This window comes from Trichococcus ilyis (assembly GCF_900109135.1).
Classification (GTDB): domain Bacteria; phylum Bacillota; class Bacilli; order Lactobacillales; family Aerococcaceae; genus Trichococcus; species Trichococcus ilyis.
Window position 1 is genome coordinate 17,633 of the sequence record NZ_FNYT01000009.1, and the last position, 14,663, is coordinate 32,295.

At 49.1% G+C, this 14,663-nt stretch carries 14 protein-coding genes; 10 read left to right on the plus strand and 4 right to left on the minus strand.

What is annotated here, in order from left to right; translation table 11 throughout:
- Window positions 1-116 precede the first annotated feature (116 nt).
- Window positions 117-548: a GatB/YqeY domain-containing protein gene (locus BMX58_RS05775; protein ID WP_084253902.1), complete on the plus strand. Its 432-nt coding sequence runs from the start codon at window positions 117-119 to the stop codon at window positions 546-548.
- Between the two features lie 115 nt (window positions 549-663).
- On the opposite strand, the gene BMX58_RS05780 is transcribed toward BMX58_RS05775, so the two are convergent.
- A complete protein-coding gene (locus tag BMX58_RS05780; protein WP_068622942.1) occupies window positions 664-843 on the minus strand; it encodes a YjzC family protein in 180 nt (59 codons plus the stop codon).
- 251 nt (window positions 844-1,094) lie between these two features.
- On the opposite strand from BMX58_RS05780, the gene BMX58_RS05785 reads away from it, so the two are divergent.
- The 5 genes from BMX58_RS05785 to pheT all read left to right on the plus strand — a co-directional run bounded on the left by BMX58_RS05785 (window position 1,095) and on the right by pheT (window position 7,714).
- Entirely contained in the window at window positions 1,095-2,396 is a 1,302-nt protein-coding gene (locus BMX58_RS05785) for a murein hydrolase activator EnvC family protein (RefSeq protein WP_068622941.1), read from the plus strand.
- A gap of 116 nt (window positions 2,397-2,512) precedes the next feature.
- Window positions 2,513-3,271 carry a TrmH family RNA methyltransferase gene (locus BMX58_RS05790; protein ID WP_068622940.1) on the plus strand — a complete coding sequence of 253 codons (759 nt, stop codon included), beginning with the start codon at window positions 2,513-2,515 and terminating at the stop codon, window positions 3,269-3,271.
- Between the two features lie 334 nt (window positions 3,272-3,605).
- A complete protein-coding gene (locus tag BMX58_RS05795) occupies window positions 3,606-3,920 on the plus strand; it encodes a winged helix-turn-helix transcriptional regulator (protein ID WP_093088806.1) in 315 nt (104 codons plus the stop codon).
- A gap of 328 nt (window positions 3,921-4,248) precedes the next feature.
- Complete coding sequence (gene pheS, locus BMX58_RS05800; RefSeq protein WP_068622939.1) at window positions 4,249-5,295, plus strand: phenylalanine--tRNA ligase subunit alpha; 1,047 nt, start codon at window positions 4,249-4,251, stop codon at window positions 5,293-5,295.
- A gap of 4 nt (window positions 5,296-5,299) precedes the next feature.
- Window positions 5,300-7,714, plus strand: a complete 2,415-nt coding sequence (pheT, locus tag BMX58_RS05805; RefSeq protein WP_068622960.1) for a phenylalanine--tRNA ligase subunit beta — start codon at window positions 5,300-5,302, stop codon at window positions 7,712-7,714.
- Between the two features lie 184 nt (window positions 7,715-7,898).
- On the opposite strand, the gene rnhC is transcribed toward pheT, so the two are convergent.
- Entirely contained in the window at window positions 7,899-8,849 is a 951-nt protein-coding gene (gene rnhC / locus BMX58_RS05810; protein ID WP_068622938.1) for a ribonuclease HIII, read from the minus strand.
- Between the two features lie 223 nt (window positions 8,850-9,072).
- Here rnhC and BMX58_RS05815 point away from each other — a divergent pair, with 223 nt between their 5' ends.
- From BMX58_RS05815 to trxA, 4 genes are all read left to right on the plus strand, one after another.
- On the plus strand, window positions 9,073-9,792 hold the full coding sequence (locus BMX58_RS05815; RefSeq protein ID WP_068622937.1) for a cell division protein ZapA: 720 nt from the start codon (window positions 9,073-9,075) through the stop codon (window positions 9,790-9,792).
- A 29-nt stretch (window positions 9,793-9,821) separates the two neighbouring features.
- On the plus strand, window positions 9,822-10,367 hold the full coding sequence (locus BMX58_RS05820) for a CvpA family protein (RefSeq protein WP_068622936.1): 546 nt from the start codon (window positions 9,822-9,824) through the stop codon (window positions 10,365-10,367).
- A gap of 86 nt (window positions 10,368-10,453) precedes the next feature.
- Window positions 10,454-12,826: an endonuclease MutS2 gene (locus tag BMX58_RS05825; protein ID WP_068622935.1), complete on the plus strand. Its 2,373-nt coding sequence runs from the start codon at window positions 10,454-10,456 to the stop codon at window positions 12,824-12,826.
- Between the two features lie 75 nt (window positions 12,827-12,901).
- Window positions 12,902-13,213, plus strand: coding sequence for a thioredoxin (trxA, locus tag BMX58_RS05830; protein WP_068622934.1), 312 nt, complete (start codon window positions 12,902-12,904; stop codon window positions 13,211-13,213).
- A gap of 241 nt (window positions 13,214-13,454) precedes the next feature.
- On the opposite strand, the gene BMX58_RS05835 is transcribed toward trxA, so the two are convergent.
- Both BMX58_RS05835 and BMX58_RS05840 read right to left on the minus strand, forming a co-directional pair.
- On the minus strand, window positions 13,455-13,880 hold the full coding sequence (locus tag BMX58_RS05835; RefSeq protein WP_068622933.1) for a YslB family protein: 426 nt from the start codon (window positions 13,878-13,880) through the stop codon (window positions 13,455-13,457).
- A 341-nt stretch (window positions 13,881-14,221) separates the two neighbouring features.
- Complete coding sequence (locus BMX58_RS05840; RefSeq protein WP_068622932.1) at window positions 14,222-14,527, minus strand: hypothetical protein; 306 nt, start codon at window positions 14,525-14,527, stop codon at window positions 14,222-14,224.
- Between the last annotated feature and the right edge of the window lie 136 nt (window positions 14,528-14,663).

Sequence of the window (14,663 nt, forward strand, 5' to 3'; positions counted from 1 at the left end):
AGGAGAAGAGATTTGCCTATTCTGTTTCTTTTCCCTAGAATAAAGGGTAAGGGCTGCTGTTTGAATCGGATCAAGCGTGAGGCAGCCATACTGAGAATCGAAAGGAGCCTGTAAGCATGACAATGAAAGAAAAAGTAAACAAGGACTTCATCCAGGCAAGGAAAGACAAGGATACACTGAAGGCGGACGTCCTGCGCCTCATCAAAACGGAGTACGATTCTTTCCTGATCGACAACAAACGCGAAATGACTGAAGCAGAAGAAATTCATGTTTTTCTGAAGGACATCAAGAAGACGAATGAAACAATCGCCTATGCGAAACAGGTCGACCGCACGGATCTGATTGAAGAGAACCAGAAAAAATTGGCCATCCTTGAGGGTTATGTCCCCAAAATGATGGACGAAAAGGAAGTCCGTTTCTTTTTGGCCGAAAATGGGGTAGCCGATATGCCGTTGAAGGACGCTATGAAGTTTTCGATGCCAGTGTTGGACGGAAAAGCCGATAAAGCACTTGTCTCCAAAATCATCAAAGAGCTGTTAGCAAAATAAAACCATCACTAATCAAAAGGACCGTTCCGCTCGTAATGCTGCACGGTCCTTTTCTGAAGTGAATCCAAGTTTCCTCCGCCCTGAAACGTTCAAGTGATCAGATACAAACGAATAATCAGTCTTTTTTGATCCATTTGTTTCCGGCTTTATTTGTGGGCGGAAGCCTGTGTCCTTCTGCGATGTGGACTTCCTTACTTCCTGTTATTTTTCCTCCTCTAGGGCCGACTTCTTTGTAGACACCAGGAGGAAGGTTATCTGTACCCGGTTTATGCAGATTTTTTTGATCGATTTTCATGCTTATTTGCCCCTTTCTTTCCTGCTGAGCGACGGACGGATGGTTGCTTGGCACAGTCTAAGTATAGCGCTGAAAGCGCGCGCAATCAAATGGGGGCTGTCTTCCTAAGGCGTTGTGGATGATTGAACAAAGTTTCGCGTTTTTTTCCTTTTCGTAACAAATTGAAATACAATTGTCATATTTCTATCATGCAATGGTATTTTAACTTTGATATACTTCAATGCGTAGAAGAAACAGGAGGAGAAGTATCATTGGGAAAAAAACATATCGCGTTGTTCTCATCAATCTTATTGCTTAGTCCGATCGCAGGTGGATTTACTGCTCAAGCGGCTACATTGGAAGAATTGCAACAACAAAAAGATGCTCTGCAATCAGAATCAAACACGATTCAATCGCAGATTGACGAAAAAACAAATTCATTGCATACTTTGGAATCCGAAAAAACAAATCTGGAAACGAAAGTAAACGAACTGCAATCGCAATTGGATGAATTGATGACCCGACTAGCGAACCAAGAACAAAAACTAGCTGCCATCGAATCCAAAATTTTGGAACTGCAAGCGGAAATCGATGCCTTACAAGTGGTCATTGACCAAAGGACCGAAAAATTGAATACGCAAGCTCGCTATATCCAGACGGATGCGGGCGTTACGAATATAGCTTCAATACTGTTGTCTTCCGAAAATTTTTCCGACTTGGTCGGCAAAATCACGGTCGTTTCAAAGATTGTGACTGCCAACAAGGATATTGTGGAACAACAGGAAGCAGATCAAAAACAAGTTGAAGACAGCAAAGTGGCTGTTGAAGAGGAAAAGCTCGCTGCTGAGGCATTGAGACAAGACATTTTGGTTTCCAAAAACAACGTTGTCGCCCAGAAAGCCGAAATCGATGTGCAGATCGCACAGGTCATCGAAAACTACGAATTGACTGAAACTGAGAAAAATGGCCTGGAAGCAACCAAAGCTGACTTGGCTGCCCAGACAGAATCCATCAGCAATGACATGGCAGCGGAACAAGCACGCATCGCCGCCGAAGCCGCCGCGGCAGCAGAAGCTGAAGCAGCCGCCATCGCAGCAGCTGCAGCAACAGCCGCCAATAACCTGACAGCATCAGCAGCACCGACTACGACTGCATCCAGCAGTTATACGGTAAACTCAAGTGGTTTCATTAAGCCAGCCAGTGGATACTATTCATCTCCGTTCGGATATCGTCTATCACCAATAACCGGCGGCTATGAATTGCATAGAGGGCAAGACATTGCGGGTAGTGGAGCCATTTCGGCTGCTCAATCCGGTACTGTAGAGACAGCTACCTATCACGCAAGTTACGGTTATTATGTCGTCATCAACCACGGTACGATCAATGGTGTAAACGTCAAAACTCTATATGCCCACATGCAACCAGGGTTATTGGTAGCGCCTGGGCAAACCGTCAGCCAAGGCCAACAGATAGGAATAATGGGAACAACCGGCGATTCGACCGGGGTCCATCTCCATTTCGAAGTTCAAGAAAATGGCGGATTAGTTGATCCACTTACTTATATAGGCGGTTAGTATTTTTAACTATTCGAAGAGGTTGGGAGTCCCCAATCTCTTTTTTTCTGTCTTTTTATGAAAAGGTCAAACTTTATGGAGTATAATGAAAATATGTTGAACTGTGGGGGTACCAAATGGAAAAAATTCTATCGATGAAGAACCAGAAAGTCAAACAATGGAAAAAACTGCAGACCGCGAAAGGGCGAAAAGAAGCGGGAGTTTATCTGATCGAAGGAACACACCTTCTGAAAGAGGCCATCAAAGCTGAAGCGCAGATCCAGGATGTCATCATGACAGAAACTTTCTATCAACAGTCGGATCTTCAGCTTGCGGACGAACAGATCATTCTCGTTTCTCCGGAAATCCTTGCCAGTCTGGCGCAGACCGAAACACCGCAAGGAGTCGTTGCAGTCGTCCGGATTCCCGGAACGACGCCGGTTCTGGACTACAAAGGCAAGTATATTCTGCTCGATCAGGTACAGGATCCGGGCAATGTCGGAACGATCATCCGGACTGCTGATGCGGCTGGATATGCTGGAGTCTTTCTGGGAGAAGGATCAGTGGATTTTTACAACGACAAAGTGCTGCGCTCCATGCAAGGTAGCCATTTTCATCTGGCCGTCCACCGGGGCGACCTGCAGCAGCTGATTCCGGAATTGAAGCGGAATGGTATCCCGGTCTATGGGACCGAACTGAATGAAGCGGCTGTCGATTACCGGACCGTCTCCCCAACGGAGGCTGTTGCCGTGGTTCTTGGCAACGAAGGGAATGGCGTCTCAAAAGAAATACTCGCTCTGACGGATCTGAACCTGTATATCCCGATATTCGGCGAAGCCGAGTCCTTGAATGTCGCGGTGGCGGCGGGCATCTTGCTTTATCACTTCGTTGGCTGAAGAAACAGTCTTTTCAGGAGGATTTTCTTGAAAAGATGTGAAAAAGTATTGCCTTTGTGAAATTCCTATCCTATTATAGGAAACAGACATGAACTTTTTGTATGCCTGCAATCCGGCTGTCGGGTTCTTTCCTTCCTAACCAATGCCTTTATCTTTATCGGACGGAAGGGATTGGCGCCTTAAAGCATTACCTTGAGGGAATGCTGCGGCTGTTGCGGGCCACGGATCGAAATGCTTACTTTTTGTAAACTTTTTGTGACAAAAGGCACATTCCCTTTGACAGGGGAAATGTGGGTGTTTATAATAGGTCAAAGAGGTGAAGGCTGTGAATGAAATGCTGGAAGTAAAAAAATGTATTTGTCCAAAGTTTGAAAAAACATTCTCTATTTTAGGGAAAAAATGGACCGGCTTAATCATCGAAGTCTTGATGGACGGAGATAAACGTTTCAAGGAATTGGCCGTGCAAATACCTAATGTCAGTGATCGAGTATTAGTTGAACGCTTAAAAGAGCTGGAAGATGAAAAAATTGTGGTGAGAACCGAAAACCCCGCGGCAGCAATCAAAGTGATGTACGGATTGTCCGAAAAAGGGAAAGCGTTGAACAATGTGATGGTGGAAATCCAAAATTGGTCTGACGCTTGGGTCTGAATCCGAACTTGACGGGAAAGGCATTTCTGGGTAAACTGATGGAGTATGCTAAATGAATACGAAAAGCGTTGAAGGGAACCTTCACGATCTGCAGCTTTTTTCAGGGAATATTGGCCAATGACTGCGAGCCTTTATAGAAGCCGATCGTGTTTTTCACTCCCTGAGCTGACTTTGGGATTTGCCCCGCGCAATGAATAAAGTTCCGGTTTATTACCGTTAAACAAATGAAGTGTCGTTGCCTGCAACGAAACAAGGGTGGTACCACGAAAATCTCGTCCCTTACCAGGGACGGGATTTTTTTGCATTTTTAATGAAAAGGGGATTGAACATGGAATTGAAAGCAAAATTACAAGCGTTACGAATAGATGCCATACAGCAAGTCGAATCTGCAGCGGATCTGCAGGCATTGAACCAAGTCCGCATTTCCTACTTGGGGAAAAAAGGGCCAATCACAGAGGCTTTGAGAGGGATGAAGGATCTGAGCCCGGAAGAACGCCCGGTCATCGGAACTTTGGCGAATGAATTGCGCGATGACATCGAAGCCGCAATCCAAGACAAAAAGGAAGCTCTTGAAATCAAGAAAATGGAAGCCGAAATTGCGGCCGAAACGATCGATGTCACTTTGCCGGGCAAAAAGATCGCCCAGGGCACGACGCATGTGCTGACGCAGATCAATGAAGAAATCGAAGACCTGTTCCTGGGGATGGGCTACAAGATTGTGGACGGACCGGAAGTGGAGCAAGACAGCTACAATTTCGAAAAGATGAATCTTCCTAAAGACCATCCTGCCCGCGACATGCAGGACACTTTCTATATCACCGATGAGTTGTTGTTGCGCACGCACACTTCGCCGGTCCAAGCGCGTACGATGGAAAAGCACGACTTTTCCAAAGGGCCGTTGAAAATGATCAGCCCGGGAAAAGTCTATCGCCGCGACAGCGATGACGCGACCCATTCGCACCAATTCCACCAAATCGAAGGTTTGGTCATCGGCGAGAACATCACTTTGGCCGATCTGAAAGGCACACTGGCCGTCTTTGCCAAGAAACTGTTCGGTGAAGAACGTGAAATCCGTTTGCGTCCGAGCTATTTCCCGTTCACGGAACCTTCCGTCGAGGTCGATGTCAGCTGCTTCAAATGCGGTGGCTCTGGCTGCAACGTCTGCAAACAAACCGGTTGGATCGAAATTCTGGGATCCGGCGTCGTGCATCCGAACGTGCTGGAAATGTCCGGGATCGACTCCACGAAATATTCCGGTTTTGCTTTCGGACTGGGGCAAGAGCGAGTAGCGATGTTGAAATATGGAGTCGATGATATCCGTCATTTCTATCAGAACGACATCCGATTCTTAAGTCAATTTGATGTAAAGGAGTAATATGATGAAAGTTTCCTATAAATGGTTAAAAGAGTATCTGGATTTATCCGATGTAACACCCGATGAGTTGGCTGAAAAAATGTCCCGCACAGGGATTGAGGTCGATGACGTTATCTATCCCGGCAAAGGTTTGTCCAAAATCGTTGTCGGCGAAACGTTGTCCGTGATCGATCATCCTGATTCGGATCATCTGCATGTCTGCCAAGTGAATGTCGGAGCTGAGGAACCGATCCAGATCGTCTGTGGTGCACCGAATGTGGCTGCCGGCCAAAAAGTCATCGTGGCTTTGCACGGCGCACGGATCACCGGCAATGCGAAAATCAAAAAAGGCAAGATGCGCGGCCAGGAATCGCATGGGATGATCTGTTCCTTGGCTGAATTGGGCTATCCGGAAAGTGTTGTGCCGAAAAAGTATGCGGACGGGATTTTCGTCCTGCCGGCTGAAGCAGTTCCCGGGGCGGAAGTTGTTGAATTGTTGGGACTGGACGATGCAATCCTGGACATCGACATCACACCGAACCGCGCTGATGCATTTAGCATGCGCGGATCCGCCCATGAAGTCGCAGCCATCTACAACAAGCCTTTGCAATTCCCGGCTGCACCTGTCTCCGAAAAGACCGGTTCTGTTGCGGATTATATCAAGGTTGCCGTTGAGGACACAGCCGATGCGCCTGCTTATCATATCCAAGTGATAAAAGATGTCAAAATCGCTGAGAGCCCGCTTTGGCTTCAGAATAAGCTGATGAATGGCGGCATCCGTCCGATCAACAACGTGGTCGATATCACAAACTACATTCTTTTGGAATACGGGCAGCCTTTGCATGCGTTCGACTATGATCAGATCGGTTCCAAGGAAATCATCGTCCGTCGCGCCAAAGCGAATGAAACATTGACGACTCTCGATGGAGTCGAACGGACGTTGGATCCGGAAAACATCGTCATCACGAACGGCACGGCCCCGATTGCGCTAGCCGGCGTCATGGGTGGACTTGATTCAGAAATCACGGACGCGACCGTTACGGTTGCTCTGGAGGCTGCTTTGTTCAATCCGGTTTCGATCCGCAAGACTGCAGGGAAATTCAACTTGCGCAGCGAATCCAGTTCCCGTTTCGAAAAAGGCATCAACGTCGCGACGATCATCACGGCCGGACAACATGCCGCTGAATTGATCCATGAGTTGGCTGGAGGCACGATCGTCGAGGGCACGGCTTCCGTCGATACGGTGGAAGTGAAGGACACGCAGGTAGCCATCACTTTGGAAAAAATCAACCGTTCATTAGGCACTGCCGTTTCCAGCGAAGAAGTGACTGCCATCTTCAACCAGTTGGGCTTTGCATCGTCCTTCGACGGCAAAACGTTCACTGTCTCGGTGCCGCCGAGAAGATGGGATATTTCCATCTATGCGGACATCCTCGAGGAAGTCGCACGCATCTACGGATACGATAACCTTCCGGAAACCTTGCCGATCACGCCGGCTGTGCCGACAGCATTGACGCCGAAGCAACACACGATGCGCATCACCAGAAGATTCATGGAAGGCGCGGGACTGACCCAAAACATCAGCTACGTTCTGACCACAGCCGAAAAAGCGAAAGAATATGCAGTCGAAGACAAGGAAGGCATCCGCTTGGCTTGGCCAATGAGCGAAGACCGCAGCACATTGCGGATGAACTTGCTGAGCACCTTGTTGGACAATGCTGCTTACAACGTTGCCCGCAAGAACTCCGATATCCAATTTTACGAAATCGGTCGGGTGTTCTTCCCGTCGTCAGCTCGCGTATTGCCGATTGAAGCAGAACGTCTGGCTGGTGTGATGACAGGGATGGCCTGCCAAAAAGATTGGCAGATGGCTGCTGAACCAGTCAATTTCTACCATGCCAAAGGGGTATTGGACGGGTATTTCGAGACGATGGGCCTGAGCGATCAGATCCGTTTCGAAGCTGCCAAAGACCTGAAATGGATGCATCCGGGCAGAACGGCCGCTGTTTATTTGGGAGATGCCTATATCGGGTATGTCGGGCAGATCCATCCGGCAACAGCGAACGCATATGACCTGAAGGAAACCTATGCCTTCGAAATCGATTTTGAAGCGATCATCGCCGCACCGAAGGAAGTGATCACGCAACAGCCAATCCCTAAATTCCCTGGCGTGACCCGTGATGTGGCTTTGTTGGTGGATGAAACGGTCACCCACCAACAGATCGTCAAAACCATCAAGGAGAACGGCGGGAAGTTCCTGAAGGCCGTTCACCTGTTCGACATTTATCAGGGCAAAGGCATCGAGGACGGCAAAAAGTCGGTCGCTTACTCCATGTCATTCCTTAATCCTGAAGCGACGCTTGTCGACGAGGACATCAATAAAGCCTTCGCCAAATTGGTTTCGGCTCTCGAAACGGAATGCGGCGCCGCCATCCGTTAAGAATAATATGCAAACAAAGAGTGGGCTGTCTCGTAAAGAGGCAGTCCACTCTTTGTTTAAGCGTAATCAGCGCCGGGGTTGGGCTTGGCAGCCGGAGGTGAAATGCGGAAACAGCTCTCGGTTCCGGCAAAGCCCCCATTCACCGGAGCTCACAGTCGGATCCGCCGTACGACATGCCAAAAAGCTATATTTTTGCCAGCCGGATGGCTTTTTGGGTGTTGGCGAAGTGCAGTTTCGTGTATTTGCCCAACAGTTCCAAACCACCTTGACGGTACATCTCCGCGGCGACCAGATCGACATTGGCGCCGGCGCCGGACGGGATCGGATATCCTGACACAACAGCCATTTCATCCAAAGTCTTCAGAAAGTAGTAACGGGCGATGATGGAAGCCGCCGCAACCGCAAGATGGTGAGATTCGCCTTTTGTCTGGAAATGCAGATTCTCCTTCACCTGCACTTTTTGGTCGGAAATATGCTTAAAATAGGTCGAAGGCAACTCGAACTGATCGACCAGAATCGCTTTCGGCTTTTCCGGAGCTATTTTCCTCAAAAGCTGATCGAGGACCTGGTTATGCAGCAAGGCTTTCATTTTGCCTTGGGACATGGTCGGCTGGACCTCATTGTACTTTTCGGGCATCAAGTTGATGACGCTGTGCGGGACTTGCCGCAATAATTGCTTCGCAATGGTGATGATGCGGGCATCCGTCAGCGCCTTTGAGTCCTGAACGCCCAACTTTTGCAGCAACGGCAATTGCTCGGCGGACGCGTAAACAGCACAGACCGTCAACGGACCGAAATAGCTACCGTTGCCGACTTCATCGCTGCCGATGACGGACCAACCGGAAAAGCCTGCCGGGAGGCCGGATTTGCTTGGGGACTCTTTTTTAAGGCTGCTTTTTTTGACCGAAGCTTTTTGATCCGCTGCCTGCGCGCTGGGCGATTGCCATTGCGCTGCTTCGCTGGCGGCGTTTTGACCCTGGAACAGCACCTTTCCGGAATTGTATCCGGTGATTGTGGTCAAGTTCTTTTTGGCTGTGAAAAGGCTGTAGGGTACGGGCTTCACAACGTAATCCTGATAAAAGACGGCCATCTTTTTCAGTTGACCCGTAGTCACTTTCAATACGACATTCGACATATTCTCATCCTTGCTCAATTTGATTTTTCTTTACACCTGATCGGCGTTGGGAACCTTCATTCTATCACAGCAAGTTCCCTTGTTCACGAGTAAATGTGCATCGAGTCGTCCCGACAGGGCTAGGCAACGGGATCGGATTGGAGAAGACGCGGAGGTTTATACTGCAATTCAGCGAATTTATGTTAGAATATACTAGACAGTTTTTAAATGGAGGTCTTTGAATATGACAGAAAACAAAAGAAGATTCAAAACAATCATAGCAGGAAAGACCTATACGATTGTAGGAAATAAAGCACCCGAGCATTTGACTGCGGTCTCGGAATTGGTCAATGCGCAATTGGAACAGATCAAAGAAGCCGCACCGGCATTGGGTCGGGAAGAGCGCGGCATTCTTGTGGCTGTGAACGCCATTTCCGATCAGCTCACGAAGCAGCTTGAAATCGAGGAGCTGCTGCAAAAAGTGGCGATGTTGGAGAAGGCGTTGCAGGAAAGCGAAGCTTCGGCAGAACCGACTGCTGTTCCGGAAACTGCGGAAGGCACAACGGAAGCGGAGCAAAAGCCGGCAGAATCCGGCGACGCAACTCATTCTGCTGCCGAAGCGGAAGAAGGCGAGTCAGCGGCGAAAACTCCCCCTGAGGCAGCGCCATCTGAAGAACAAGCCTCCAGGAACGATTCGTCCGGCGAAGGCAAACAGGATCAGCGGGTCGTCGCTTCAATGCCTGCCACAATCAGCGAACTGCAGCAGGCTGCCCGTGCCGCAAACGAACTGCCGGCCAGAAAATCCAATTCAAAATTATCGAAGCCGACAACCGCCTCCGAGGCGGCATTGAAGCGGGCACAGCACAGAAACCAAGTGCGTTCTGCACTGGGCGTAAACCGAAATGCCGAAACGACCATCCCGCCGTTTGCGAAAAACAAAGCGGACGATAAAAGTAGTAAATAACAACAAGACTGTAGAAATCGGGTGAAAAAATGCTTACGTTGCTCATAGTGCTCGCCTTATTGTGGGGCATCTATACAGGCGTCAGAAGGGGACTTATTCTGCAAGTTGTCTACACTGTGGGATATTTCATTTCTTTCTTGGTCGCCAGAGAATACTATGCCGTCGTTGCGGAAAAAATCGATCTGCTGGTGCCGTATCCATCGGTCGAGTTCGGCAAAGAATTGCTGTTTTACTCTGAACAGGTGTCCTTCGTACTGGATCAGGCGTTTTACAACGGACTGGCATTTGTGCTGCTGTTGTTCGCGGGCTGGCTCGTCACGAGATTTATCGGGAGTATGCTGAACTCGTTGGCATTTTTCCCGATCATCAAGCAGCTGAATCAGCTGGGCGGGGGCGTGCTCGGATTCCTGATGCAATATATCGGGATCTTCCTGCTGTTGACGCTTGCATCCATGATTCCGCTGGATTTCGTCCAACAACTTTATGTCGAAAGCGACCTTGCAGCTTGGATGGTATCCGAGACACCTTATTTTTCGCATTTGATCTACGACTGGTGGATCGGCATCATTCAGTAAAGGTCGTCAGTTAAACAAGAGGGAGCGTACAGTGTTGTGCTGTATCGTCCCGCTTTTTTTGGAGAAGCATTTTTTAGGAGAATCCGATGAATAATAAAATAGGAAAAACGTTAGAGTTCGAAAAAATCAAACAACAACTCCAAAATTTTGCGGCAACTGACCAAGGGAAGGATCAGATTCAGGCATTGCGGCCTGAAACCGATCCGGAAAAAGTCACTGCTTTGCAGAATGAAACGGAGGATGGCAGGAAGGTACTGCGCCTGAAGGGCGGCATACCGATGCCAAGACTGAAATCCATCCGCAGCCATCTGAAGCGTCTTGAGATAGGCGGCACTTTGAACGGCAAAGAAATCGCCGAAATCGGGCGGGTACTATCGACAACGAGGGAAATCATCCAATTCTTCCAATGGTTCGAAGACAACGAAATCACATTCTTTGCCCTGGATGAATTGGTGGACAGGCTGGTCGTCTTGCCTGAAATCACAAGACGGATCCAAGCGACGGTCCATGAGGATGGTTCGATCCAGAATGATGCTTCTCCCGCATTGAAAGGGATCCGGACCGGAATCAAGCAAGGCGAGCAAAATATCCGGACCAAACTGGATGATACCATCAGAAGCAAAGCAGCTTATTTGAGCGACGCCATCATCACGATCCGCAACGACCGTTTTGTGATTCCGGTCAAAGTCGAATACCGCAATCAATTCGGCGGCATCGTCCATGACCAAAGTTCAACCGGTCAGACGCTTTATATCGAGCCGCAAGCTATCCTGGACCTGAATAATCATCTGCGCCAGTTGGCTGCCCAAGAAAAAGCGGAAATCGAACGGATCCTGTATGAATTGTCGATGGAAATCGAACCCTTCACGCAGGAACTGTATGCTAACAGCGAAGTGCTGGCGACTTTGGATTTCATCAATGCCAAAGCGCGCTATGCCGATTCCCTGAAAGCGACCCGTCCGATCATCAGCAAGGAGAATCACATCGCCATCTGGAAAGCCAGACATCCGCTCATCGACCAGAATGCCGTCGTCGCGAATGATCTGATCCTTGGCGAAGAATATCAAGCCATCGTCATTACCGGTCCGAATACGGGCGGGAAGACGATCATGCTGAAAACCCTCGGGATCATCCAAATGATGGGTCAGTCCGGGCTGCAGATACCGGCGGATGAAGATAGCCAAATCGGTATTTTTACGGAAATTTTTGCCGACATCGGCGATGAGCAATCAATCGAACAGAGCCTGAGCACTTTTTCTTCGCACATGACCAACATCGTTTCGATCCTGAACCAGATCGACGACAAAAGTCTGGTGCTTTTGGATGAATTGGGTTCCGGTACGGATCCGCAGGAAGGGGCCTCGCTTGCCATTTCGATCCTGGACTACATCGGCGGTATCGGCAGCTATGTGATGGCCACAACGCACTATCCCGAACTGAAGGCATACGGCTATAACCGCTCCGGAACGATCAATGCCAGCATGGAGTTCAACGGAGAAACGTTAGCGCCGACTTATCGCTTGCAGATAGGCGTTCCGGGCCGAAGCAATGCCTTCGATATTTCGAAACGGCTCGGACTGAAGCCCGGCATCATCGATCAAGCCCGCAGCTTCATTGATGTGGACAGCCAAAATCTGAACGAAATGATCGCAGACCTGGAACAGAAGAGACGCGCCACCGAAAAAGAAGCACTTCGCCTAGAAGCGCAATTAAAGGAATCGGATAAACTGCTGGCTGATCTCAAGCGCGCCAACGAAAAACTGGAAACCAGCAAGGAAAAGATAATCGAGGATGCCAAAAAAGAGGTCAACAAATTGGTCGATACGGCGAAAGAAGAAGCGGAATTTCTGTTGCAGGAAATCCGCGAAATGCAGCTGAACATGGGGACATCGGGCAGCATCAAGGAGCACGAGCTGATCGATCTGCGCAAGCAGTTCAACGATCTGCGCCAGGAGGAATCCTTGGCCAAAAACAAAGTGCTGCGCAAAGAAAAAGAGAAAAAGATGCTGAAGCCGGGCGATGAAGTCATCACTGAGACGTACGGCCAGCGCGGTACGCTTATCGAGAAAAAAGGCAATGGCGAATGGGTTGTGCAGATGGGAATCATGAAGATGAAACTGCCGGAAGCGGACCTCAGGCTGATCAAGGAAGAGCCGCAGCAGCAAAAGCGGCAACGGCAGATCGCCACGGTCAAATCCGCTTCATCCAGCCATGTGGCGACGCAGCTTGATCTCAGAGGCAAGCGCTACGAAGAAGCCTTGGCTGAAGTCGATCAGTATTTGGATGCCGCTTTATTGGCAGGCTATCCGCAAGTCACCATCGTTCACGGGAAAGGAACAGGTGCCTTGCGCAAAGGGGTGGGCGATTTGCTGAAGCGCCATCCGCAGGTGCTGTCCTATGAGTATGCACCGGTGAATGCAGGCGGAAACGGCGCGACAATCGTAACCTTCCGCGGCTGAGCAGATTGATTGGTGCGAAGCACAACCTCTGCTATAATTGAGACATGATGAAACAGCTGGAAGGGAGAAAATACAATGGTAAAAATATTAACGGATGCAAACTTTGAAACAGAAACAAAGAACGGGGTCGTCTTGGTTGATTTCTGGGCAACGTGGTGCGGACCATGCCGGATGCAATCCCCGATCATCGATGAATTGGATGAGGAAATAGGCGACAAAGTGACGTTCGCGAAAATGGACGTGGATGCTAACCCGCAAACCCCAAGCCAATTCGGCATCATGGGCATCCCGACGCTCTTGATCAAAAAAGACGGGGAAGTCGTGGAAAAATTGGTCGGCTATCATGCGAAAGAAATGCTTGAGGACAAGCTTGAAAAGTATATCTAAACAAGAAGAACGAGTTGCTGCTGCCCAGCATTTCCAGGCGGCGGCAACTCTTTTTTTGTTGGGAGCCCTGGTGAAGGGCAGGTTGTCAACGACAAGCATCTGGTCTGAGAAGAGCGACCGCAGCGGGTTTGCACCTCCGGCCAAGACGGCTTTCGTCGATGAACACGCAAGCCGAGCAGCTCTCCAAAAAAACGCACAAGCATCTCGGCAATTAGCCGCTGTGATGCTTGTGCGTTCAGGCTTATTCGATGAACAACGTGATGATGACTTCTTTCTTTTTGTCTTTTCCGATCATGATTTCTGCTTTTGCTTCACATGGGAGACCGGTCGTCATCTGGATCTGCTGCGCTAAAAATCCTGCTTCCAGTTGGAAGGAGGCCTGTTCGTTTTGGGTGCGGACTGTGACCAGATCGCTTTCCAGACGGTATTGTTGCGCATTTTTTTCTTTTTTGATCAGTTCCAGCTGTCCGAATCCGCAATAGATCATCGCTTCATACAGATCTGCCTGGCTTTTCAGCGGGAATTGCCGAGCCAAATCCTTGCCGGCCCAATACAATATTTCATCGGTGTGTTCGCCCAGTATGTTCCCCAGAAGGTAATCCCGTATCAACAAATAGGAAAAATGTTCGTTATCGATGATGCGGGCATTTTCATTTTCAGGATTCAATTGGATTTCCCCCCTTAAAGTTACACTTCATTATACACGTATTTTCAGTGGTGGATAGAGACTATTTTCAGGTGGAGCCTATCAATGGCGTTTTTTTCCCACATCAGGCATAATAGGGATAAGAAACCTGATATTTTTTTGCGAAAGGAAGATGTTTATGTGGACTGCCAAAAAAGTTTTGGGACTGATCCTGCTGTTGGTTCCGGTTTTTAAATACATTTCGGATTGGAAAAAAGAAGAGGAGCAGCGCCGTTTACTGAACGGTTGAACCGGTCTGCCCCATCCGGGAAAAAAGAAAACTCGTTATGCCGCCGGTCGCGGTATAACGAGTTTCCTTTGTCCTAACCAGAAAGGCCACGGACTCTCTTGAGGTTGATGCCAAAAAGAATACCGTTCCCGGGAGCGGTGATGTTCACCGCCTCTTCAATCCGGTTGATGATTTTTTCGGACTGCTCCGCTTGGGTCAACAACAGGAGAATTTCCTTTTCCGGTTCCAATGCCAGGTTGAACAGTTTCTTGTTTTCGTGCAAGCCGGATCCGCGGCCGGCAATCACGGTGCCGCAGTAGGATTCTCCGCCCCGCGCACTTTCGGACACGCGGTCGATCAGGCCCTTATCCACGACTGTGATGATCGACTGATGACTCATCTATGATCCCACTCCTTTACCAGATTGGCATCCCGTGATGCGAAGGGAGCCGCAACAGAACAGAAAATGCTGCCCTGAAATTGAAACCATTGTAGCACAAATAAATGGGGACGGCCAATATTCGAAGCCGCTGCAC

Bases quoted from the DNA above. Each gene is read 5' to 3' on its own strand.
- BMX58_RS05775 (WP_084253902.1), top strand. From the start codon at position 117: ATGACAATGAAAGAAAAAGTAAACAAGGACTTCATCCAGGCAAGGAAA.
- BMX58_RS05780 (WP_068622942.1), bottom strand. From the start codon at position 843: ATGAAAATCGATCAAAAAAATCTGCATAAACCGGGTACAGATAACCTT.
- BMX58_RS05790 (WP_068622940.1), top strand. From the start codon at position 2,513: ATGGAAAAAATTCTATCGATGAAGAACCAGAAAGTCAAACAATGGAAA.
- BMX58_RS05795 (WP_093088806.1), top strand. From the start codon at position 3,606: ATGCTGGAAGTAAAAAAATGTATTTGTCCAAAGTTTGAAAAAACATTC.
- pheS (WP_068622939.1), top strand. From the start codon at position 4,249: ATGGAATTGAAAGCAAAATTACAAGCGTTACGAATAGATGCCATACAG.
- pheT (WP_068622960.1), top strand. From the start codon at position 5,300: ATGAAAGTTTCCTATAAATGGTTAAAAGAGTATCTGGATTTATCCGAT.
- rnhC (WP_068622938.1), bottom strand. From the start codon at position 8,849: ATGTCGAATGTCGTATTGAAAGTGACTACGGGTCAACTGAAAAAGATG.
- BMX58_RS05815 (WP_068622937.1), top strand. From the start codon at position 9,073: ATGACAGAAAACAAAAGAAGATTCAAAACAATCATAGCAGGAAAGACC.
- BMX58_RS05820 (WP_068622936.1), top strand. From the start codon at position 9,822: ATGCTTACGTTGCTCATAGTGCTCGCCTTATTGTGGGGCATCTATACA.
- BMX58_RS05825 (WP_068622935.1), top strand. From the start codon at position 10,454: ATGAATAATAAAATAGGAAAAACGTTAGAGTTCGAAAAAATCAAACAA.
- trxA (WP_068622934.1), top strand. From the start codon at position 12,902: ATGGTAAAAATATTAACGGATGCAAACTTTGAAACAGAAACAAAGAAC.
- BMX58_RS05840 (WP_068622932.1), bottom strand. From the start codon at position 14,527: ATGAGTCATCAGTCGATCATCACAGTCGTGGATAAGGGCCTGATCGAC.